This is a genomic window from Variovorax sp. 770b2 (assembly GCF_900115685.1).
Taxonomy (GTDB): Bacteria; Pseudomonadota; Gammaproteobacteria; order Burkholderiales; family Burkholderiaceae_C; genus Variovorax.
The window spans coordinates 192,064-215,945 of sequence record NZ_FOXJ01000001.1; the positions used below are offsets into that span (position 1 = coordinate 192,064).

The window sequence follows — 23,882 nt, forward strand, 5'->3', positions numbered from 1 at the left end:
TCAGCTTCAGGCCGTGCGCAGCCGCAGCAGCGCGCGCACGAAGCCGTGGTCCGAGCGCGAGCGGTCGCGGCCTTCGTGCAGGTGGTCGTTGAAGTAGTCGACCCGCCGCACGTCGCCCAGGCTGTGGCGGCTGCTGGCGACGAATTCTTCGCTCACCAGGATCTGGTCGAGCACGTCCGGAAAACCCTGGTGGATGTGCGAATAGGCCACGTCCTTCTTCAGCGCCGACTCGCCCTGCATCTCGTAGGCGTTGAACAGTGCCACGTCGCGCGCGGCCTTGTCGTAGGCCACCTCGGAGGTGGCCGCCACGAGCTGCGTGGTCACGCTGTGCGGGTTGTCGTTGAAATCGCCCATCACCACCAGCGGCGTGTTCGTGTCCTGCAGCAGGTCGATGACGATGCAGCGCAGGGCCGCGGCCTCGGCGCCGCGCATCAGGAGCGAGCGCAGCGAGGCCATCACGCCGACCTTGCGGTCGTCGCGGTCCTCCAGGTGATTGCCCTGGGCGTCCTGCAGGAACTTGGGGCGCTTGGACTTCAGGTGCACCGTGAGCACATGCACCTGCTGGCCGTGCTTCATGCGCAGCGTGGCCAGGAGGGGCGGGCGCTCGAAGCGCGTGTGGGGGCCGAGGCCCGGCACCTCGACACCGAAGCCCGGCGGGAAATCGACGAAGGACTGGACGTTGTCCACCTGCAGCCGCGTGGCGATGCCGACGCGCGGCGTGCCTTGCGCACCCGTTCTGGCCGGCGTGCCCGGCGGGCTTCCGGGCGGCGGCGTGTTCTCGGCACCGGGCACCGAAACGAAGTCGTAGCGCAAGCCGCTGCGCGCTATGGCGGCTTTCAGCGCCGCTTCGTCCCACACTTCCTGCACCGCGAGCACATCGGCATTGAGCGCGTGGAAACGCTCGCCGATCCAGTCGATCTTTCGCTCGTACTCGCGCTCGTTGTAGGCGTCCTGGTTCTCGTAGTACACGCGGTGGGGGTTCGCGAGGTTGAGCAGGTTGCAGGTGGCTACGAAGAGGGTGGCGTAGTTGGGGGGGATGTATTGCATGGCTTGACGATTGTGTCCGGTAACGCAAAACAAGACAAAAAGTTGACGTTTGATTGCAGTCGGTTAACGCAATCGAATTGCGATTCGTGGCTTATCTGACAGGTCCGCGGGGAAAGTTTTCGGTTTGCAGTCTTGCCACGTTTCCGTGGGCATCTGCAAGACAACATCGGCGCGCCACGGCTTGTGGCCCGCTTTTTCCGAACTTCCATGCTTTTGCGCCTTACCCCTTGCGTGCAGCCATCGCTGCGCGCGCTTTCCATTTGCTGCCTGCTGCTCATTGCGTCTTCCTGCGCCGTGGCGCAAGCGAATCCTTCATCGCCCAACGCCTTCGTCGAACAACTGCGTCAACAAGAGCGAGAACGCGTGATGCGCGCGCAGCAGGAGCGCGCGATCGACAGTCGCCGCCAGGAGCTGTTGGCGCCCGATGCGCAGCGCCTGCCGGCTTCCGAATTCCCGTGCTTTCGCATCGATCACCTCGTGCTTGCGGGTGAGCGGGCCGATGAATTCCAATGGATGCTGGAGGCCGCAGGCGGCCCCGATGCGAGCGACAGCGCCATCGGCCGCTGCATCGGCACGCGGGGTGTCGATGTCGTCATGGCGCGCCTGCAGCAGGCCATCATCGCCAAGGGCTTCGTCACGACCCGCGTGCTGGCCGCGCGGCAGGACCTGTCCGCCGGCACGCTCACCGTCACGCTCGTGTCCGGCCGCATCGCCGCCATTCGCGCGACACCCGATTCGAGCACCGGCTTGGGCGGCGACCGCGCGCTGCTTTCGGGCGCGATTCCCGCGCGGCCCGGCGACTTGCTCAACCTTCGCGATATCGAGCAGGGGCTGGAGAACTTCAAGCGCGTGCCCACCGCCGAAGCCGACATCCGGATCGAGGCGTCGCCGTCTCCCGATGCACGCCCCGGCGACAGCGATCTCGTGGTCACGTACGTGCAACGGCGCAAGCTGCGCGGCACGCTGAGCCTGGATGACAGCGGCACCGAAACCACCGGCAGGTACCAGGCCGGCGCCACCGTCTCGGCGGACAACCTGCTCGGCCTCAACGACCTCTTCTACGTCAATGCCAACCACAGCATCGACGGGCACTTTCTCGGCAACCCGAACCGCGGCACCGAGAGCCAGACCGTCCACTACTCGCTGCCCCGGGGCTATTGGCTGCTGGGCTTCACCGCGTCGAACAGCCAATACCGGCAAACCGTAGCCGGTGCGAACGCGGGCATCGTGTACGCGGGCAAGAGCCGCAATGCCGAGGTCAGGCTTTCGCGCCTGATCCATCGCGACCAGCACCGCAAGACGACGCTGGCGATCCGCGCGTTCCAGCGCCAGTCGCGCAGCTTCGGCGATGGCGCGGAGATCTCGATCCAGCATCGCGTGATCGCTGGCTGGGAGGCCGCCTTGAGCCACAGGGAGTTCATCGGCCAGGCCACGGTGGAAGGCACGCTGGCCCTGCGCCAGGGCACCGGCGCATTCGGCGCCGAGCGCGCACCCGAAGAGCAATTCGACGAAGGCACCAGCCGCTTTCGCCTCGTCGCGGCGGACGTGAGCCTGAACGCGCCTTTCAAGCTCGGCGCGCAGAAATTTCGCTACGTCGGCCAGTGGCGCGCGCAATGGAACCGGACCCAGCTCACGCCGCAAGACCGCTTTGCCATCGGTGGCCGCTACACCGTGCGCGGCTTCGACGGCGAGACCAGCCTGCTGGGCGACCGCGGCTGGCTGCTGCGCAGCGACGTCGGCTGGGCCGCGGGAGCGAGCGGCGCCGAGCTCTACGTGGGCATCGATTACGGCCGGGTGGGCGGCAAGTCGGCCGCGGGGCTGCTCGGCCACCACCTCGCCGGAGGCGTGGTCGGCGTGCGCGGCGCATGGGGAGGCCTGAACTGCGACCTCTTCGCCGGCGTGCCCCTCAGCAAGCCCGAGGGATACCGCACGTCCAGGGTCACCACGGGCCTCAACTTGAACTTCAGCTTCTGAGCCGCAGGGAGAAAAAACAAATGAACAAGCATCTTCATCGCATCGTCTTCAACGCCGCGCGCGGCATGCGCATGGTGGTCCAGGAAACCGCGACCAGCACCGGCAAGGGCGCATCCAGGGCTACCGGCAAGAGCGCACCCGCCGCCGCCTCGGTGCTCTTCGGTCTGCTGGTGGCATTGCCCGGGCAGGCGCAGATCGTCGCGAGCCCCATGGTCCCGGGCAGCCTGCGTCCGACCGTTCTCGTGGCGCCCAACGGCGTGCCGCTGGTCAACATCCAGACGCCGTCCGCAGCGGGCGTCAGCCGCAACGTCTACAGCCAGTTCGATGTGATGCGAAACGGCGTCATCCTGAACAACAGCCGCGTCAACGTGCAGAGCCAACTCGGCGGGTGGGTGCAGGGCAACCCCTGGCTGGCCGGCGGGCCGGCGCGCGTGATCCTGAACGAGATCAACGGCGGCAACCCGTCGCAGCTGCGAGGCCAGATCGAAGTGGCCGGGCAGCGCGCCGAGGTGGTCATCGCCAACCCCGCGGGCATCCTGGTGGGCGGCAGCGGCTTCATCAACGCGTCGCGCGCCACGCTGACCACCGGGCTGCCGCAGCTCGATGCCTTCGGTGGCCTCGACAGCTTCGTCGTGCGCAGCGGTACCGTTCGCATCGAAGGCGCGGGGCTGGACCTGAGTCGGACGGACTACGCCGCCATCCTTGCACGGGCCGTGCAGGTCAACGCGGGCATCTGGGCCAATGAACTCAAGGTGGTGGCAGGCGCCAGCCAGGTCAGCGCCGATCACGGCAACGTCACGCCCGCGGCAAGCACCGGTGCGGCACCCGGCTTCGCGCTCGACGTGGCCGCGCTGGGCGGCATGTACGCCCGGAAGATCACGCTCATCGGCACCGAAGCCGGGCTGGGCGTGCGCAATGCGGGCAGCATCGGCGCGGGGGCCGGTGGTCTCGTGGTGACGGCGAAAGGCTGGCTCGAGAACAGCGGGACGCTGGAAGGCGAACGCATCGAGCTTGCCAGCGGCGCGGACATCGGCAATCGCGGCACCATCCGGCAGGCCGGCACCTCGGGTCTTGCGATCGATTCGCGGACCTTGAGCAACACGAATGGCGGCGTGATCGGCGGGGAGCCCGCGCCGCCGGCCAGCCCCGATGCGAGCAGCACAAGCGCAAGCCCCGCCGGCGCCAGTGGCACGGCCAGCGGCACGGCCAGTGGCACGTCTCCCGGCGGGAGTTCGCCCACGCCGGGTGCAGCCTCCACCGGTGGCGGCGCATCGCCGACTGCGCCGTACGTTCCCGCGACGCCCGGAAGCATCACCGCCGCCGGCGCGATCCGGAACGACGGCGGGCACATCTACGCGGGCGGACCGATCGCGCTCAAGACACCGCAGATCGACAACGCGGGCGGCACGCTCGACGTGGCCACCATGGCCGTGACCGGCGCCAGGTTCAGCAATGCGGGCGGCGCGCTCAGCGTGAGCCGGAGTTTTGGCGCGAACGTCGGGCAGTTCGACAACACCGGGGGCAAGCTGGATGCGGGCAGCCTGAGCATCGCCACGAGCGGCGACCTGATCAACATCGACGGCACGCTTGCCAGCGGCGCCGATACAGCCCTCACGGTTCAAGGCCAGGCGGACAACACGCGCGGAACGATTGCCGCGACGGGTGCACTGACCGCCAGCGTGACCGGCGCCACGATCAACAGTGCCGGCACGCTGGCCTCCAACCAGGGTCTGGCGCTCACCACCGGCTCGCTGGACAACACCAAGGGCCGCATCCAGTCGGCACAAGCGGGCGTGCAGCTCTCTGTGGCAGGTCGGTGGGTCAATGGCGGCGGTGGTGCTGTTGGTGCGGCTGGCGACTTGAACGTCCAGGCAGGCTCGCTCGTGAACAGCGGCAGCCTGCGCGGTGCGAACGACGTCGGCATTGCGGTCGACGGCGCGCTCGCCAACGACGGCAGCATCACCGCAGGGCGCAACGCGGCGGTCACCGCCGGCAGCCTGCAGAGCAGCAGCACCGGCATGCTCGGCGCAGGCGTGCAAGGCGACGGCACGCTGGGCGCTGCAGGCGATCTGCGCGTCACGACCTCCGGCGCACTGGTCGCGAACGGCAACACCATCGCTGCCGGCAATGTCGCGCTGCAAGGATCGAGCGCCGACCTCTCGGGCAGCCAGACCCGCGCGGCCAACATCGCAGTCGCCGCAACACAAGGCAATGCGACGACGAGCAAGGCCACGCTCGCCACATCGGGCGCCCTGAGCGTGACGGCCAATGCGCAGCCCGGCCAGACGCTGGTCAACGAAGGCGGCAAGCTCAACGCGAACCAGCTGGACCTGCAGGTCTCGAACCTCGCGAACACCCAAGGCGGCGAGATCGTCCAGACCGGAGCCGGCGCAACGCGCATCGCAACCTCGGGCGCCATCGACAACAGCGGCGGCACCTTGGCGAGCAACGGCAGCCTGGCCCTCGCCGCCGCGAGCCTGAACAACAAGGGCGGCACATTGCGGGCCGCGCAAGCGTCTGATCTCACGGTCACCGCGACAGGCCTCGTGGACAACCGCCAAGGGGAGATGACCGCGGGCGGCAACACCACGGTCCAGACGGGCAGGCTCGACAACGATGCCGGACGCATCACGGCCGCGGGCAATGCATCGAGCACCACGAGCGGCGCGACCCGCAACCAGGGCGGCACCATCGCGGCGAACGGCCACACGACCCTCAACGCCGGAAGCCTCGACAACGCAGGTGGCACCGTTTCCGCATTGAACACGTTGACGGCGAATGTCCAGGGTGCGGTGGACAACACCGCAGGCACGCTGGTCGCGAAGCAGGCGCTCGTGCTCGATGCCGGTTCACTGGCCAACGACAAGGGATCGGTCCAGTCCGCGCAGGCTGCAAGCCGATTGAACGTGGGCGGCGCCCTGAACAATGGCTTGGGCCATGTCGGTGCCGCGAGCGACCTGAGCATCAAAGCCGGCAGCTTGTCCAACGCAGGCACCTTGCGCGGCGCCAACGACATCAGCGTGACAGTGAGCGATGCGCTGTCCAACGACGGCAGCATCACCGCAGGCCGTAACGCCACCGTCACGGCAGGCAGCGTACAAGACAGCAGCACGGGTGTGCTGGGCGCGGGCATCCAGCGCGATGGCAAGCTGGGCGCGGGGGGCGATCTGAGCGTCAGCGCCGGCGGCGCACTCGCCGCGCACGGCACGACCCTCGCAGCCGGCAATGCCACGCTGCAAGGCGCGAGCGTGGACCTGTCGTTCAGCCAGACCAGCGCCGCGAACATCGCGATCGCAGCCACCCAGGGAGATGTGACGACGAACAAAGCCACGGTTGTCACACCGGGTACCTTGCGCATCACCGCCAACAGCAACGCAGCACAAACCCTCGTCAACGACGCCGGCAAGCTCGACGCCAAACAGCTCGAGCTGAAGCTTTCGAACCTCGCCAACACCGACGGCGGCCAGATCGTGCAGACCGGCACGGGCGCCATGCGCATCGAGACTTCGGGCGCCATCGACAACAGCGGCGGTGTCCTGGCAAGCAACGGCGATCTGACGTTCGTCGCGGCCAGCCTGGACAACAAGGCCGGCACATTGCGCACCGGCGAGCGCGCGAACCTGTCCATCGACGTGAACGGCCTGCTGCGAAACAGCGACCGGGGCGAGATGGCTTCAGGCGGCAACGCCACGCTCCGCGCAGGCACCCTGGACAACGCAGCGGGCCGCCTCACGGCTGCAGGCGACGTAGCGAGCACCACCGCCGCAGCAACCGGCAACCACGGCGGCACCATCGCCGCGAACGGCAGCGTCGTGCTCGAAGCGGGCAGCCTGGACAACAGCGTCGGCACCGTTTCCGCGCGCGACAGACTGACAGCGAGCATCCGCGGCGCCGCGGACAACGCGGGCGGTTCGCTGATCGCCAACCAGGCGCTCGCACTCGCGGCGGCTTCCCTGAACAACGACAAGGGCTCGATCCAATCGGTCCAGGCGGCCGCGAAACTCGACGTGGCCCATGCCCTGACCAACGCCCGGGGCTACATCGGCGCCGCGACCGATCTCGGCCTGCAGGCGGGAAGCCTTGCCAATACCGGTAGCCTGCGCAGCGCCAACGACACCACGGTGGACGTCCAGGGCCCTCTGGCCAACGACGGCAGCATCACGTCGGGCCGCCACACGACCATCACGGCCGACAGCGTGCAAGGCGGCGAGAAGAGCGTGTTCGGCGCGGGCGTCCAGGGCGACGGCAAGCCGGGCGCGGTGGGCGACCTGAGCATCAAGGCCCATGGCGCACTCGTGGCGCAGGGAACGAACCTGGCGGCCGGCAACGCCTTGCTGCTGGGCGCGAGCATCGATCTCTCGAAGAGCCGGACCAGCGCCGCGAACATCGCGCTCGCGGCCGACCAAGGCGACGTCGTGACCAGTCATGCCACGGTCGTCACGCCGGGCAAGCTGGCCCTCACGGCCGATGCCGATCCATCGCGAACGCTGATCAACGACAGCGGCACGCTCGATGCAGGCCGCCTGGAATTGAAGGTCTCGAACCTGGCCAACACCAGCGGCGAGATCGTGCAGGTCGGAACGCGCGCGACGACCATCGCTGTCGGAGGCAATTTGAACAACGACGGCGGACGCATCGCCAGCAACGGCCGCGACCTGAGCCTGGGTGCCGGCGGCGCGATGACCAACGCAGCCGGCCGCATCGAGCATGCGGTTTCCGAAGGCCAAGGCACCTTGTCCCTGAAGGCCGGCAGCTTCAGCGGCGCAGCAGGACAGATCACCGCCAACGGCGCCTTCGTGGCGGATGTGGCGGGCGCCTTCGATCAAAGTGCCGGAACGACCAGCGCCCGGAGCATCGCCATCGACGCAGGTTCCCTCGGCAACCGCGGCGGGCGGATCGTCCAGAGCGGCGCTGATGCCACGCGCATCGCCATCGTGGGCGCCATCGACAACAGCGCGGGCACCATCGCCAGCAACGGCCACCTGGACGTCGCGGCTGGCAGCCTGGCGAACCAAGGCGGCGCGGTCCGCGCGGCGGGCACGGCCGATCTCGACATGGCCGTGACCGGTGCGCTGGACAACAGCAAGGGTGGCGCGATCGGCGCGGGGGGCAACGCCACCATCGCCGCTGGGCGCCTGAACAACGACGCCGGCAGCGTGACCGCCGCCGGCGACCTCCGCGCCACCGTCGGTGGTGCCGCGACCAACGTTGGCGGCATGCTGGCCGCCAACGGCAACACCACGCTCGTGGCGGACACGCTGGACAACAGCAAGGGCACAGCGGCAGCAGTCAAGGGCGGCCTGACCGTCACCACGACGGGCGCCACGACGAACGATGCCGGCACGCTGCAGGCGGCGGCGCGGATCGCGTTGGAGAACGGCGGCCTCAGAAACATCGGGGGCAAAGCCCTCGGCGACAGCCTGTCCGTGGACACGCACGGCAGCGCGCTCGACAACACGCAAGGCACCCTCGCCGCAGCCACCACAGTGGCCCTGAACTCGGGCGCGCTCGTCAACAACTCGGGCCTGATCCAGTCCGGCGGCGCGATGGCCATCGAGACGCATGGCAAGGCGCTGAGCAACACCGATGCAGCCGCCCACGCCAGCAAGCAGGGCGGCATCGCCAGCGCGGACACGCTGGACCTGAGGACCGGCTCGATCGACAACGCGGCCGGCTTCATCGGTGCGAAGAATGCATTGAGCGCCAGCACGCAGGCCTTCTCCAACACGGAGGCCGGCCTCGTGCTCGGCCAGTCCACCGTGGCCATCGACACGCACGGCGGCGCCTACGACAACAGCGGCGGGCAGACCATGGCCGCCGGCGACCTGCGCATCGGCGCGGGCAGCGTGGTCAACGCCGCGGGCCTCATGCGCTCGATGGCCACGGCCACCCTCGATGCCAGCGGCATCGACAACCACGATACCCAGGGCAAGGACCAGGGCATCGAAGGCAAGCGCGTCGCCATCGCGGCGGGCAACGTGAACAATGCGTCGGGCGCCATCCGGGCCGACGCGGACGCCACCGTGACCAGCGGCGGCACGGTCGACAACACCGGCGGCCTGATCTCGGGCGGCGGCACCGTGGCGATTGCCGATCCGCGCGCGGCCGACCCAGCCGCCAAGACGCTGAACCTCGTCAACACCAACGGTGCGCTGGTGGGCGACCAGCACCTGAAGATCGACGCCGCGACCTTCAGCGGCGACGGCCGACTCGTGGCCGGCAAGAACCTGTCCATCGCGCTGAAGCAGGACATCGTGAACGACGCCGGGCTCGCGGCCCGCGGCAACCTCACCTACACCACGACCGGCAGTTTCACCAACCACGGCAAGCTCGTGGCCGGCCAGGCCCTCACGGTGGGCGGCCGCGAGGTCGAGAACACCGCAGGCGCCGAGATGTCGGGCACGGACACCGCCATCAACGCAAGCGGCACGCTCACCAACCGCGGCCTGATCGACAGCAACGGCAACACCCGCATCGATGCAGGCGCGGTCAAGAACATCGGCACCGGCCGCATCTACGGCAACCAGGTGTCGATTGCGACGGGCACGCTCGACAACGATGCAGAGGCTGCCAATGGCACTACCAAGGCCGGCACCATTGCCGCGCGCAACACGCTGAACATCGGCGCGAACGCCATCCACAACCGCGAGCATTCGCTGCTCTTCAGTGCAGGCGGGGGCGCGGACGCGATGCGCATCGGCGCCGCGCTCGATGGCAACCGCCTCGCCACGGGGCAGGGCGGCGTGCTGGACAACCTGAGCGCCGACATCGAATCGCTGGGAGGCCTGTCGGTCTCGATGGCCAGCGTGAACAACCGCGACGTGCACATCCGGAAGGGCACGCCGAAGACAACGCCGGGCTTCCTGGTCGGCATCGCACCCAAGACGTTTGTCGGGAGCGGTTTCGGCCGCTCCACCCTCTACCTCTCGGAAGAGGTCAACGCCGACCCGGTCAATGGTTTCGTCTACCGCAAGGACACCGGAGAACTCGTGGGCATTGGCGGCTACGGCCTCTGGAACAACGCCATTACGACCACCGAAGACAGGGCGATCGACGCCGACCCCGCACACCTCGTCGCGGGCGGCAGCATGACGGTCAGCGGGCACCTGTACAACGACAACAGCCAGGTGCTGGCTGGCGGAAAACTCGATGTTCCGGACTACCAGCCCAATCAACTCATGGGCACGCGCACGGTCATTGGCCTTGCGACCGTGATCGACAACACGATGCACGTGCAGATGGCGAACAAGCCGCTCATTCTGCCGCCTCAGACGTTTCCACTTGGCGCGTACAAGTACGAGCCCAACGTCAACGCCGCGAAAGGCACGAAGCCCGATGCGGCCGCCACCGCCGGCGGGAACGGCGCGGCCATCGCCGGCGGCATCGGCTCGGTGACCGCGGGCCACGGCGCAGCCACCATCGTGGAGGTGCCGGCGAACGTCGGCGCGGTGGTGGGCGTGCCGGGCGAGCGTGCGAGCAACGCCAGTGCCACTGCAGCGCCGCAGGGCGTGGCGGCCATGCCGGCCAGCGCGGCGAGCATCGTTCATGTGGGCGGCGCTGCGTCTGCGCAGTCCGGTGCGGGCGTCGATCGCGTGGCCGCCGTTCAGGACGGCAGAACCGCCATCGGCACCGTGCCTTCCGAGGCAGCGGTTCGCGCCGAAGCCGCACCGGGCGGCGTGCCCGCGCCGGAGGTTGGCGAGGCCAATGCCACGCGCGTATCGACGGGTGCTCCCATCGCGGCCGAGACGTCGACGGCCCGCGCGGGCGCCACCCGCACCATCCCCATGGTCGTTCGCACCAGCAGCCCCAACGTCGGCATCCCGCGCGCGAGCCTGTTCAACATCCACCCCGAGGCGGGCAGCCGCTACGTGGTCGAGACCGACCCGCGCTTTGCGAACTACCGCAACTGGCTCAGCAGCGACTATTTGTTGACCAACCTCGGCCAGGACCCGAACAACACCCTCAAGCGCCTGGGCGATGGTTTCTACGAACAGAAGCTCATCCGCGAACAGGTCGCGCAGCTCACGGGCTATCGCTTTCTCGAAGGCTTTGCGAGCGACGACGACCAGTACATCGCGCTCATGAACTCGGGCGCCACCTTCGCAAAGCAATACGGCCTGCGCCCCGGCATCGCACTGAGCGCCGCGCAGATGGCGCAACTCACCAGCGACATCGTGTGGCTCGTCGAGCAGACCGTGACCCTGCCCGACGGCAGCACGCAGCAGGCGCTGGCGCCGCAGGTGTACGTGCGCGTGCGGCCGGGCGACATCGATGGTTCGGGCGCGTTGCTCAGTGCGGATGCGACGGTGATCAAGAGCAAGGGCGACATGGTCAACACCGGCACCATCGCCGGGCGGACGCTGGTGGCGATCAATGCCGAGAACGTGAAGAACCTCGGGGGGCGCATCGCTGGGGGCAGCGTTGGGCTCAACGCGCGCAACGATCTGGAGAACATCGGGGGCAGCATCACGGCGCGCGACAGCGCGGTGCTGATGGCGGGGCGGGATATCCGCATCGAGACGACCACGAAGACGGGAATCCAGCCGGGCACTTCGCGCACGGACATCGACCGCGTGGCGGGCGTGTACGTCACCGATCCAGGCGGCGTGCTGATCGCCAACGCGGGCAACGACGTCAAGGTGATCGCAGGCGTGCTGTCGAACAAGGGCGAGGACAGCTTCACCTCCCTCACGGCCGGCAGGAACATCGAACTGGGCACGGTCACCGAATCGCAAAGCCGGCTGACGATGCTCGGCGCCACGGGGTTCCGCGGCGATGCGTCCAGCAAGGAGGCCGGCAGCACCGTCGCCGGCAACGGCACGGTGTTGCTTGATGCCAAGGGCGGAAGCATCGACGCGCGCGCCGCGACCCTCGATGCCGGCACGGGCGTGCTGGGCCTCACGGCAGCGCGCGACATCGACATCGTTGCGGGAGAAGAAACCACGTCGGTGGTCGAGCGCAGCCAGGTCAAGGAGAAGCACAAGCTCAAATCGACGACCACCACCTTGGTGGGCGATGCCACATCGAGCACCAGCATCGGCAGCCGCTTGTCCGGCGGGTCTGTCGGCGTCTTTGCCGGAGGCGATATCGATCTGGTGGGCAGCGACATCGAGGCTCGCAAGAGCGCGACGCTCAAGGCCGCGGGCAACGTGAACATCGTGTCCGCGCAAGACAGCCTGACGGCCAGCCTCGACACGACGCGCACGGCCAAGGGCTTCATCGTGCCGAAGCTGGGCGGCTCCAGCATCGACCGCAAGCTCACCACCGCGCAGCACGCCGCGGTGTCGAGCCAGACAGAGCAGGCCTCCAGCATCACTGCGGGCGAGAGCCTGAACATCACATCCGGCAGACAGGTCAATGTCTATGCCAGCAACCTGAGCGCGGGCGACGACCTGAAGCTCACGGGCGGGGAGGTGAATGTGCTGAGTGGCACGAACGCGTCCAACCGCGAAATCGGCACCAAGACCTCCAAAGGCTCCATCGGCACGATGGGCAACCTCAAGCGCTCGGGCAAGGGCATGAACGGCAAGGAGAGCGTGACCGACAGCGTGAACCAGACCACGCTCGCGGCGGCCACGCTCAGCGGCAGGAACGTCACGCTCACCGCCACCGATGGCGATCTGACGCTGGATGCGGCGCGCATTCATGCCGACGAGCAGGTGGCCCTGAATGCGGAAAAAGGCCACGTGAACATGGGCGTGGTCACCACGACCACCGAAGTGGGCCAGAGCCGCAGCGAGAGCGATCCGATGTACCAGCGCACGCGCGAGACCGGCGCGCACGTCGAAGAGGCGAACTACACCCGCATCGACAGCCAGGCCCTGAAGGTGGAGGCACCCAAGCTGAACGTGGAAATGGCGCAGCACACGTTCAACGGCCAGAGCGCCACGCCCGGCACACCCGGCACGCAGCAGACCATCGAGCAGCTTCTTGCGCTGCAGCGCAACCAGCCGGGGATGGGCTGGTTGCAGCAGGTGCAGAACGATGCCGCACTGAACAGGCTGCAGATCGATTGGCAGGCCGTGCCGCTGGCGCAGCGGCAGTGGGCGCAAAGCCAGGGCAGCCTGACGGGCGCTGGCGGGGCGGTGGTGGCGATCGTGGCGACGGTGCTGACGTGGGGTGCGGCCAGCGGCATAGGGGCGGCGGTCGGTGGCACCGTGGGCGGAACCACGGGCGCCGTTGTCTCAGCGGCTGTCACTGCAGGCGTGTCGAGCATCGCCTCGCAGGCGGCAGTCAGCCTCATCAACAACAACGGCAACGTCGGGGCGGTGCTCGAGGAGCTGGCGTCGAGCCAGGGCATCAAGAGCATCGTGTCCGCGATGGCGACCGCGGGGGCCTTGCAGGGGCTGAACATCGGCCTGGGCATCAATGACTACACGGCCGCCAACATCGGCCGCACGCTGCCCGACGGCACCACCGTGGGCTGGCAGCAGGTGCTGCGCCGCAACCTGATCAACAGCGTCTCGGGCGGGCTCGTCAACTCGGCGATCCAGGGCACGAGCGTGGAGCATGGGATCAAGAGCGGGTTGTTGAATGGGCTTCTGAACACCGCTGCATCGGGGAGCGCGCACTGGATCGGCGCGAACGGGCCCGATGGAGAAAAGAACCTGAACGCGCTGGCGTCCGAAGTCGCGCATGCCGTCGCGGGATGCCTCGTGGGAGCGGGGCGGGCATCCGCAGGCAGCGGGGGCGGCATGAGTTCGGGCGATGGCTGCAGCGCGGGTGCGGTGGGCGCGGTGGTGGGGCACCTGACGGGGCAGATCTACAACCCGAACGCCGATCCGCAGGCCGCGGAGCGCACGATCCAGCTCGGGCAGATGGTGGCGGGCATCGCGGGTGCGCTGGTGGGTGGCACTCAGGGCGCGGCGGATATTGCCTCGGCTGCCGGTGCGAATGCGGTGGAGAACAACTGGCTGAGCCAGAAGAATCCCAAAGGCCCGATGTATACGTCGCAACAACAGCAGTACGACGCTGCGGTTGCGGCTTGCAACGGGGGGAGAGGTTCCGCGGATGCCTGCGCGACCGCGAATCGGCTTGCGCGCGAATCGGCAGCCAATGAGAGCGCCCTGAGGGCAGCGTGTGATGCCGTCACGGGCTCGACCAATGCCTGCGCCACGCAAACGCAATTGGCTCAGGCGAATGGCAACACCGTGGTGACGACGGGATCAGGCGGTAGCGCCATCGCGTACACGACAAGCGCTTATTCGAACGGGTATCCGACGCTCGGGCCACTCAACAGCCCCTTCTACAACTCGTGGCATGGGCAGCAGTCGCAGAGCGTGTCAGACGGGCTGGTGCTTGAGGCTGGGAATCAACTTGCGGGGCCGCTTGTGGCGCCGATTGCGAGAGGGCTTGGAGCGGGCGTGGATGCGCTGGCCGGGTGGGTGGGAGGCGGAGAGGTCGTGACGCAGATCGCCGCGCCGGCGGCGCAAAGGACATATGCGCTTGCTACGGTAGATCGGCTGCCACCTAACTGGCTGAGCAATCCGGGTGTTATTTCGATCGCACCAACGCAAGCTAACGCAGATGCGATGGCAGCGCAATTGGCTTTATTAGTGACTCAAAAAGGAGCAGACTCTGGCGCCGCGGCAATTTATATCGCGAGCAATGGAAGTGTTTATGTCGGCCTTAGTAGAGAAGCCGGTAAGGCAATAGACCGATATATACCGCTAAATGGATATATCAAGAGTCTAAACTCGGACGCCGGCGTAAAGTACTGGGGTACGTGTGCCGAGCTTCAGTGTTACACCAATGCCATAAATGCAAATTCTGGCGCGATACCATCGGCAGGCGTGATCGGTGCCGCACAGGTCGGAGAACGATTTGGCATTCCTGCGGGAACAGTAATAAATGCTTGTCCTAGCTGCTCATATGTAAGTAATAAACTGGGAGTCGGGCATACCAACAACCTGGGCCAAACATTGCCGCCAAAGGTCAAACGCTAAGGGTAAATATATGATAAATCGCGCAGGCGATCATGATTTTTTTATTGCCAATACAAGAAAACTAAAAATTCTTAAAGGAGGTGATAAATTTAAGCAATACCATGAATTTCTTTTGGCTGCTCTTGATCTGTTAAAGGAAGAAAGATTTTTTCCGATTGAGGCAAACGAGTGGGAGGACGCTGCCCGCGCATGCCTAGAGCGAAAAATATCGTTGGAAGAAGTAAAAAACATTCAAGAAAAGATTGAATTTTTTAGGGGGGATTTGCAAAAGGATCGCGAGCTATTGGAAGAAAATCGGAAGAAGTCTGCTATTGCCGAACTGTTTCAGTTCGCGGTCGAACATCCCGATGACGAAAGTCGGGTCGATACCCGCGGTACCGATATTTCCAACGGTACAGGTTTGGCACAAGCTATAGACGAATTTTCATTCTTGTACGTTGAATATTTCGGCCGAGAAAAAGACTTGGTCCATCTGCTGAAAGAGAGTTTTTCTTGCTGATGACCATTGACTGAGAAGAAGCCATTTAAGAGAAATACCCAGGGCCGGCACGCCTGCTAGGCATAAATAATTTATGCCTGCCATCGCGGAAGCTGCGGCGATAGATGGCACTCAAAAAAATCGAACACCTTGCTACCGACCTTGGCGATCGTTTCGAAATTCTTGGCAACAGGACTAGATGCATCGATAGAGGCCGGGTTTTTTACAATTCGGCTGATTTGATTGAATTAAATTCGAAGTTGTTTTTCCACCTGTAAATAAGACTCCAATTTCAGAAATCTCATGACGGAGACATTACCTCGAGTGGAGTCAAAGTAGAGGCGTGGCTGGTGTCGAAGGTAACTGTTTATCCCAATTTTATTTAAGAATGAGACTAAAACTTTATTGGTATTTATCCGCGGCATATAAAGATGGCATTCTCAGGCCGGCATGCACTTATCTCAAACCCCAAAGAGACTTAGATGAATTTATTGCCAACTATCTGATGGATGATGGGGGCGTTTTCTATCTTGAAACAATTTCTTCGCTGGCCAATGGACTGTGCGAAATAGCGCTATTAAACGAAAAAATGATTCAACTTATTAATTTCGGTAGAAACGCTTGGTGAGCAGATTTATCACTGGGAGAAGCGAAAATCTATTCATTTCACGATGAGGGTAGGTGCTAAGCTATTTCGTTAAATAAAATGAAGAATGCTTTATTTGCGTGGATGGGTTTTCTTCAATCCACACCTAACAAAAACATTCAGCAAGAGGTTGATTTGAGTGCCCCTTGAGCGCCATGAAACAGAGCGCACGGTTTTTAGCAAGGTCACGGAAATATTGATATATCGACTGCAACAACAATTGCCGGTCCCGACGCCCGAGGCATTATCTTTGGCTCTCGTGGCAACGAGGTCGGTATGTGTTCAACGTCGTGAATCAAATGGCCTCGTGCGATTTGCCTGCCGTTGAGTGGATGCATTAATAATTGATTTGATATAGAGATGGAGTCAATGGAGGAAGAAATGAGTTTCTGATTTTTATAAAACGTCAAAAGTTGCAATTCCATTAAATACCGATGAGCGTATTCGCCGTTGGCCTTGGATACAAAAATGAAACCCATCAAGCTGTCACACCGCTCCCCCATGCGAATCCTCGCCATCACATTGACCACCGGCCTGCTCCTCACCGCCTGCGCCACCCACCTCCCCCAACCCGTCACCGGCTACACCTGCTGCAATCTCCACCCCGACGCGGGTTGGATCTCCAGCGCCAACATGCTCGGAGGCGCCATCATCCCGGCCGGTCAGCCGGTCATGGTCGACACCATGAAGCGCGACCGCTATCTCTACGGAACGATGGGCAGCGACTACATCACGCTGCGCGACGACACCGCGCGCAGCAAGGACGACGTGCTGCGCTGGACGCGGCAGATCGTCGTGCCCACGGACCCGAGGGTGGCGCTCGCGCGGTGGAGCCCCGAGGTGCAGAAGGCCGTCTATTCGGGCAAGGTGCTGGTCGGCATGACGCGTGCGCAGGTGCTGATGTCGCTCAGCTATCCATCACCCAACGACACCAAGGACCTGGGCGCAAGCACGTGGCGCTACTGGACGATTCAGGAAGATGAGCCGGTCGACGTGCGCTTCGGCGCCGACGGCCTCGTGAGCGGATTCGCCGGCAAGCCGTCTGCCGTGCGTGCCGTCGAGTTCAGGGGCTGACAGGGCCATCGGCGCGACATTCGCGCCGAGGCTTTCGACAAATAAAAAAAGGGCACCGAAGTGCCCTTTGTTATTTGCAGACAGGTGTTCCTGCCGGCAGCGCTCAGCGCCCGAACGAACGGCCGCCGCCGCCACCGCCGGAACGGTTGCCACCGCCGCCGCCGCCACCACCGCCGTAACCACCACCACCGCCGCCACCCGAACGGCCACCGCCGCCCGAACGGTTGCCACCGTAGCCGCCACCACCGCCACCCGGGCGGCCGCGACCGCGTCCGCCACCCATGTGGTCGACGCTCGTGCGCAACGGATCCGGCTGGCCGTCACCGCCACCGGCAACCGCTTCGGCACGCAGGTGCGCGACCTGGTTGGCTTGCGTCGGGCTGTGGCTGTTGCCGTGATGGCGCGGTTGGCGCTCGTCGTGCGGCAGGTGATTCTGTTGTTGTTGATGCTGGGGCGCATGGTGCGGCGTGCGTGCCGGACCTTGCGGGCCACGGCCTTGCGCCGGACGCGCACCCTGGCCGCGCGGGCCTTGGCCCTGGCCTTGGCCGCCGCCATTGGCGTTGCGGCCTTGACCACCGCCGCCACCACCACCACCACCTTGGCCGCCACGGCGTTGACCGCCGCCACCACCACCACCGCCGCCAGCGCGTTCACCGCCGCCCTGGCCGGCCTTGTTCTCGCGGATGCGCGACAGCATCTCGGTGCGCGCAGCCTTGGCGGCCGCCTGCATCACCTCGCGGCTGGGCGGACGGCCCGCGCCGCCCCAGATCGTCTGGCGACCCATGGCGATCGGCTCGCCGCGTTCGCCTTCTTCAGGACCGAAGCCCTCGACGATCTGCACCGGAATCGTCTGCTTGGTGAAGCGTTCGATTTCCTGCATGAAGCCTTCTTCGTCCAGGCACACGAAGCTCACGGCCTCGCCGCTCGAACCGGCACGGCCGGTGCGGCCGATGCGGTGAACGTAGTCTTCGCTGACGTTCGGGATTTCGTAGTTCACGACGTGCGGCAGCTCGTCGATGTCGATGCCGCGGGCCGCGATGTCGGTGGCCACCAGCGCGCGGATGTCGCCGCTCTTGAAGCCGGCCAGCGCCTGCGTGCGGGCGCTCTGGCTCTTGTTGCCGTGCAGCGCCATCGCCTCGATGCCGTTCTTGGTGAGGAATTCGGCCACGCTGTTGGCGCCGAACTTGGTGCGCGTGAACACGAGCACCTGGCTCCACTTGTTCTCGTTGATGATGTGCGCGAGCAGCGCCTTCTTCTTGCCGCGGCCCACGGGGTGGATCACCTGGGTGATGCGCTGCACGGTGGTGTTGCGCGGCGTGACCTGGATGCTCTGCGGGTTCTTGAGCAGCGTGGCGGCCAGGTCGCGGATCTCGTCGCTGAAGGTGGCCGAGAAGAGCAGGCTCTGCTTTTCCTTGGGCACGAGCGCCAGGATCTTCTTCACGTCGTGGATGAAGCCCATGTCCAGCATGCGGTCGGCTTCGTCCAGGATGAGCATCTGGACCTGGCTCAGGTCCAGCATGCCTTGCTGCTGCAGGTCCAGCAGGCGGCCGGGGGTGGCCACGAGGATGTCGACACCCTTCTTGAGCTTGCTGATCTGCGGGTTCATGCCGACGCCGCCGAAGATCACGGTCGAATCGAGCTGCAGGTACTTGCCGTAGGTGCGCACCGACTCTTCGACCTGGGCCGCGAGTTCGCGGGTGGGGGTCAGCACGAGGGCGCGGATGCCGACGCCGCCGAACTTGTTGGTGGCGCTGCGGCTCATGGTGAGCTTGTGCAGCATGGGCAGCGTGAAGGCGGCCGTCTTGCCGGTGCCGGTCTGGGCGCCGCCGAGCAGGTCGTGACCTTCGAGAACGGCGGGAAAGGCTTGCGCCTGGATGGGGGTGGGGGTGTCGTAACCGTGCTCGTGCACAGCCTTCAAGATGGCGGGAGCCAGCTTCAGTTCATCAAAATTCATTGGAAACAATAAGCGCCATACACGGCGCAGTGGCATCGGCCCGCTTGGCGTCTTAGTGTTGACGCCGAGCCAGTCAAGGCAGATGAAGGTCAGGGGTGGGAGCCGGAAAACCCGTTGTGAGAAGGGTCTTCTTCGTCCCCGGCAGAGAGCCGGTGTTGCGGGCAACTGGACCCGGCAACGGTGGCTATTGTCGCATGAGTCGATAATCGGTGGTTTGCCGCGCCCGGATGCGTTGTTCTGGCGCCCGCGCTTTTCCCCCAATTTCCGCTACCCAAGGTAACTATCCACAGATGGCTCAATACGTCTATTCGATGAACCGTGTCAGCAAGACCGTGCCGCCCAAGCGGCAGCTCTTGAAGGACATTTCGCTCTCTTTCTTCCCCGGCGCCAAGATCGGCGTGCTCGGCCTGAACGGCTCGGGCAAGTCCACGCTGCTCAAGATCATGGCGGGTGTGGACAAGGAGTTCGAGGGCGAGGCGCTGCCCATGCCGGGGATGACGATCGGCTACCTGGAGCAGGAACCCAAGCTCAACAACGAGCACACCGTGCGCGAATCGGTCGAGGAATCCATGGGCGCGGTGTTCGCGGCCAAGGCACGCCTGGAAGAGGTGTACATCGCCTACGGTGCCGAAGACGCCGACTTCGACGCGCTGGCCGCCGAGCAGGCCCAGCTCGAAGCCGTCATCGCCACCGCCGGCACCGATTCCGAACATCAGCTGGAAATTGCCGCCGATGCCCTCCGCCTTCCGCCGTGGGACGCGAAGATCGGCCTCTTGTCAGGCGGCGAAAAGCGCCGTGTGGCGCTGTGCCGCCTCCTGCTGTCCAAGCCCGACATGCTGCTGCTCGACGAGCCGACCAACCACCTGGACGCCGAATCGGTGGAGTGGCTCGAAGTGTTCCTGCAGCGCTTCACCGGCACCGTGGTGGCCATCACCCACGATCGCTACTTCCTGGACAACGCGGCCGAGTGGATCCTGGAAATGGACCGCGGTCGCGGCATTCCCTGGAAGGGCAACTACAGCACCTGGCTCGAGCAGAAGGGCGAACGCCTGGCGCAGGAGCAGAAGAGCGAAGAAGCCCACGCCAAGGCCCTGAAGAAGGAATTGGAGTGGTCGCGCCAGAACCCGAAGGCACGCCAGGCCAAGAGCAAATCGCGCCTGGCCCGCTTCGAAGAGCTGAGCGACATGGAATACCAGAAGCGCAACGAAACGCAGGAAATCTTCATTCCCGTGGCGGAGCGGCTGGGCCAGCAGGTGTTCGAGTTCCACGGCGTCAGCAAGTCCTTCGGCGACCGCATGCTGATCGACAACCTGAGCTTCACCGTGCCGCCGGGCGCGATCGTCGGCATCATCGGCCCGAACGGCGCCGGCAAGTCGACGCTCTTCAAGCTGCTCGCAGGCAAGGAACAGCCGGACGCCGGCAGCGTAGTCATCGGCTCGACCGTCAAGGCGGCTTTCGTCGACCAGCACCGCGACGAGCTCGCCAATCAGAAGACCGTGTGGGAGGACATCTCGAACGGCCTGGACATCATCAACGTCGGCAAGTTCCAGATGGCCAGCCGTGCGTATGCAGGTCGCTTCAACTTCAACGGTGCGGACCAGCAGAAGAAGGTCGGCACGCTGTCGGGCGGTGAGCGCGGTCGTTTGCACCTCGCCAAGACCCTGATCGCCGGCGGCAACGTGCTGATGCTCGATGAACCGTCGAACGACCTGGACGTGGAAACCCTGCGCGCACTCGAAGACGCGCTGCTCGAGTTCGCCGGCACGGTCATGGTGATCAGCCATGACCGCTGGTTCCTCGACCGTATCGCCACGCACATCCTGGCGGCCGAAGGCGACAGCCAGTGGACCTTCTTCGACGGCAACTACCAGGAGTACGAAGCCGACAAGAAGAAGCGCCTCGGCGAAGAGGGCGCCAAGCCCAAGCGCATGCGCTACAAGGCGCTGAAATAGGCTCGCCCCCAGCCTGCGCGCACTTCGTGTCGCTACGCCAACCCCCTACCGGGGGCAACACCAGAGGCCCGGCAAAGCCGGTTCCTCGGTGTTTCTGGAATAGGCTTTAGATCGCTTCAGCAAGAGCGCGCGGTTCCGCAAGGGACTGCGCGCTTTTTTTATCGTCCGCCGCAAACACCTCGCGCGCCGCGGTGATGCCGTTGAGCGCCGCCGGGAAGCCCGCGTACACCGCCATCTGCATGATGATCTCGATCACTTCAGTGCGCGTCACGCCGACATTGAGCGCGCCCTGGATGTGCACCTTCAGCTGCGGCGCCGCATTGCCCATGGCCGTGAGCGCGGCCACCACCGCGATTTCGCGGGAGCGCAGGTCCAGGCCGGGGCGCGAGTAGATGTCGCCGAACGGAAATTCGATCAAAAGGCGCGCGAAGTCGGGCGCGATGTCCGCCAGGCTCTGGACGACCTTGACGCCGCCTTCACCGTCGATTTCCTGGAGCTTGGCCAGTCCGCGCTCGTAGCGCAGGTTGTCGTTGCGGGTCTGGCTGGCTTGTGTGTTCGTCATCGCTTGTCTTTCTTTCCGGGGCAGTGCCCGACAACGAAGGACGCCTTGTCTTCGGCTTGGCCTTGGCCTCGATCGCGCGGTAGTGCGCGATCTTGGTCGAAAGCGCCTGCATCGATTGCTGCAGCGCCTCCACCCGGGCCTGAACCTCGGCGAGATGCGCCTGGAGCATCTCCCGCCGTTCGCCGACGCTGGCGTCCCCCTGGCTTCGAAGCCCGGCGAAGGCCTGCATGCCCTGGATGGGCATGCCGGTCTCGCGCAGGCGCAACAGGAAAGCCAGCCAGTCCATGTCGGCGCTCGCATAGCGGCGCTGGCCGCCCGGTGCGCGAGACACCGCGGCGATCAGGCCGATGCGCTCGTAGTAGCGCAGCGTGTGGGCCGTGAGGCCGGTGCGCTGTGCGACTTGCGCGATGGTCAGACTGGTTTCCATGGCGTTGATTCTCGAAGTTGGAGCGCGCTCTAAGTCAAGCGCTTTGTCGAACTATTTTTGCGGGTGCACAAGATCGGCGTCGAGCCAGCCGCGCAGGCTGTTGACGAAGGCCAGGGCCTGCACACGGGGCAGATCGTCCACCCGCACGACGGCTTCGGCAAGCTGGCCGCTGCCAAGGCGCCTGGCGCGGCCGATGCCGTCGAGCAGTCCGCAGCGCAGCGGCGGCGTGACCCAGCGGCCATCGAGCAGCAGGGCGATGTTGCCGCGCGTGCATTCGGTGATCTCGCCGTGGCGATTCCACAGCAGGGTGTCGAACACGCCTGGCGCGGTGGGCGCGAAGGCCTCGTAGTGCGCGCGGCGCGTGGTCTTGAAGCGGGAGAACTCGCCGTCGGCCTCGGCGAAGGCGCGGGAGGCCAATTGCAATTGCACGCGTGGCGGCGGGGCGTCCATGGCGAAGGCCTCCGCGCGGGGCTGCCCCTGTGCATCGAGCAGGAGGCGAACGCGCCAGGTACCCGTCGGATGCGCGTCGGCCAGTCGATGAAGGCATGCCGTCGCGGCCGCCTCGCTCCACGCATGGCCGAAGTGCGCCGCGGCCTTTTGCATGCGCGCGAGGTGCGCGGGCGCATCGCGCAAGGCGCCATCGACCAGTGCAAGCGTCTCCAGCAATTCGAAGGAATCCATGGCCGCAGACGATACAGGCGAAGGTCCTTGCCCCAGAAAGGCCCGCTTGTGCCGCCACTCATCCCACTCCGCATCGGCCTGCGCATCGGCGGTGATGCCGCTGCCGATGCCGCAGCGCGCCTGGGTGCCGCGCAGCGTCACGGTGCGGATCGGCACGTTGAAGGTCGCATGTCCGCCGGGCCGCACCACGCCCACGGCGCCGCAGTACACGCCGCGTGCCTCGGGCTCCAGCGCGCGGATCATGCGCATCGCGCCGACCTTGGGCGCGCCCGTGATCGAGCCGCACGGAAACAACGCGGAGAACACATCCACCAGCGAAACGCCGTCGCGCACCTTCGCCTCGACGTCGGAGGTCATCTGCCACACGGTGGGCAGCGCCTCGGTGTGAAAGAGCCGGGGCACGCGCACCGAGAAGGGCTGCGCCACGCGCGAGAGGTCGTTGCGGATCAGGTCCACGATCATCACGTTCTCGGCGCGCTCCTTGGGCACGGTGCGCAGCCGCAGCGCCATCGCCTCGTCTTCGGCGGTGGTCGCGCCGCGGGGGGCGGTGCCTTTCATGGGGCGCGCGAGTATCCGCTCGCCCTGCCAGTCGAAAAAGAGCTCGGGCGACACCGACAGCACCTGCTCGTCGCCGATGTCGATGAAGGCGGCATAGCCGTTGGGCTGCGCCTTTCGCAAGGCCATGAACCAGTCGTGCGCATCGCCGCGGAACTCGGCCCGCAGCGGCGCCGTGTAGTTGAGTTGGTACAGCTCGCCGTTCGCGATCGCGCGATGGATCGCCTCGATGTTCCGGTCGAAGCCGGCGCGCGACAGGCCGGCTTGCCAATCGACGGGAGGCACGGGACCAGCCGCTGCATCGGGCCACGGCACGGCGGCATCGTGCACGCCGAACCACGCCAGCGGCTCCTCACCCGCATGCACCGCGAAGGCCGGGTCGAAAGCCGCGGCCGCCTCGTAGCGCAGACAGCCCACGCACCAGCGCCCCTCGCGCGACAGCGCCTGGACGGCCTCCAGCACCGGCTTCACTTCTTCGGCGGTGCGCGCCACGAGCACGCGCGAAGGCGCGCCGAACGCCACGCGCAGCCGCGTCGCTCCATCGCCGCGCGGCTCGGCGAAATCGATCAGCGTTTGCAAGACCAAGG

General features: G+C 65.6%; 11 protein-coding genes. 6 read left to right on the forward strand and 5 right to left on the reverse strand.

Annotated features, from left to right (window positions below; genetic code table 11):
- Positions 1–6 precede the first annotated feature (6 nt).
- A complete protein-coding gene (locus tag BM133_RS00810; RefSeq protein WP_093430972.1) occupies positions 7–1,047 on the reverse strand; it encodes an endonuclease/exonuclease/phosphatase family protein in 1,041 nt (346 codons plus the stop codon).
- Between the two features lie 207 nt (positions 1,048–1,254).
- Between BM133_RS00810 and BM133_RS00815 the strand changes: the two genes are divergently transcribed.
- The 5 genes from BM133_RS00815 (at position 1,255) to BM133_RS00825 (ending at position 17,164) form a co-directional block, all read left to right on the forward strand.
- Complete coding sequence (locus tag BM133_RS00815; RefSeq protein WP_093430973.1) at positions 1,255–3,021, forward strand: ShlB/FhaC/HecB family hemolysin secretion/activation protein; 1,767 nt, start codon at positions 1,255–1,257, stop codon at positions 3,019–3,021.
- 20 nt (positions 3,022–3,041) lie between these two features.
- Positions 3,042–14,966 carry a two-partner secretion domain-containing protein gene (locus BM133_RS00820; protein ID WP_093430975.1) on the forward strand — a complete coding sequence of 3,975 codons (11,925 nt, stop codon included), beginning with the start codon at positions 3,042–3,044 and terminating at the stop codon, positions 14,964–14,966.
- A 10-nt stretch (positions 14,967–14,976) separates the two neighbouring features.
- Positions 14,977–15,465, forward strand: coding sequence for a hypothetical protein (locus BM133_RS34395; RefSeq protein WP_143100046.1), 489 nt, complete (start codon positions 14,977–14,979; stop codon positions 15,463–15,465).
- 322 nt (positions 15,466–15,787) lie between these two features.
- Positions 15,788–16,072, forward strand: a complete 285-nt coding sequence (locus BM133_RS34400) for a hypothetical protein (protein ID WP_143100047.1) — start codon at positions 15,788–15,790, stop codon at positions 16,070–16,072.
- 519 nt (positions 16,073–16,591) lie between these two features.
- Positions 16,592–17,164, forward strand: a complete 573-nt coding sequence (locus tag BM133_RS00825) for a hypothetical protein (RefSeq protein WP_093430976.1) — start codon at positions 16,592–16,594, stop codon at positions 17,162–17,164.
- 103 nt (positions 17,165–17,267) lie between these two features.
- On the opposite strand, the gene BM133_RS00830 is transcribed toward BM133_RS00825, so the two are convergent.
- Positions 17,268–19,118 carry a DEAD/DEAH box helicase gene (locus tag BM133_RS00830; protein WP_093430978.1) on the reverse strand — a complete coding sequence of 617 codons (1,851 nt, stop codon included), beginning with the start codon at positions 19,116–19,118 and terminating at the stop codon, positions 17,268–17,270.
- A 290-nt stretch (positions 19,119–19,408) separates the two neighbouring features.
- Between BM133_RS00830 and ettA the strand changes: the two genes are divergently transcribed.
- Positions 19,409–21,070 carry an energy-dependent translational throttle protein EttA gene (ettA, locus tag BM133_RS00835; protein WP_093128258.1) on the forward strand — a complete coding sequence of 554 codons (1,662 nt, stop codon included), beginning with the start codon at positions 19,409–19,411 and terminating at the stop codon, positions 21,068–21,070.
- A gap of 106 nt (positions 21,071–21,176) precedes the next feature.
- On the opposite strand, the gene BM133_RS00840 is transcribed toward ettA, so the two are convergent.
- From BM133_RS00840 to pabB, 3 genes are read right to left on the reverse strand one after another with little or no spacing between them, the layout of a single operon-like run.
- On the reverse strand, positions 21,177–21,632 hold the full coding sequence (locus tag BM133_RS00840; protein WP_093430979.1) for a carboxymuconolactone decarboxylase family protein: 456 nt from the start codon (positions 21,630–21,632) through the stop codon (positions 21,177–21,179).
- Complete coding sequence (locus BM133_RS00845; RefSeq protein ID WP_093430981.1) at positions 21,547–22,059, reverse strand: MerR family transcriptional regulator; 513 nt, start codon at positions 22,057–22,059, stop codon at positions 21,547–21,549. Before BM133_RS00845 ends, BM133_RS00840 begins: the two co-directional genes overlap by 86 nt.
- Before the next feature lie 51 nt (positions 22,060–22,110).
- Positions 22,111–23,880 carry an aminodeoxychorismate synthase component I gene (gene pabB / locus BM133_RS00850; RefSeq protein WP_371286299.1) on the reverse strand — a complete coding sequence of 590 codons (1,770 nt, stop codon included), beginning with the start codon at positions 23,878–23,880 and terminating at the stop codon, positions 22,111–22,113.
- Positions 23,881–23,882: the final 2 nt, after the last annotated feature.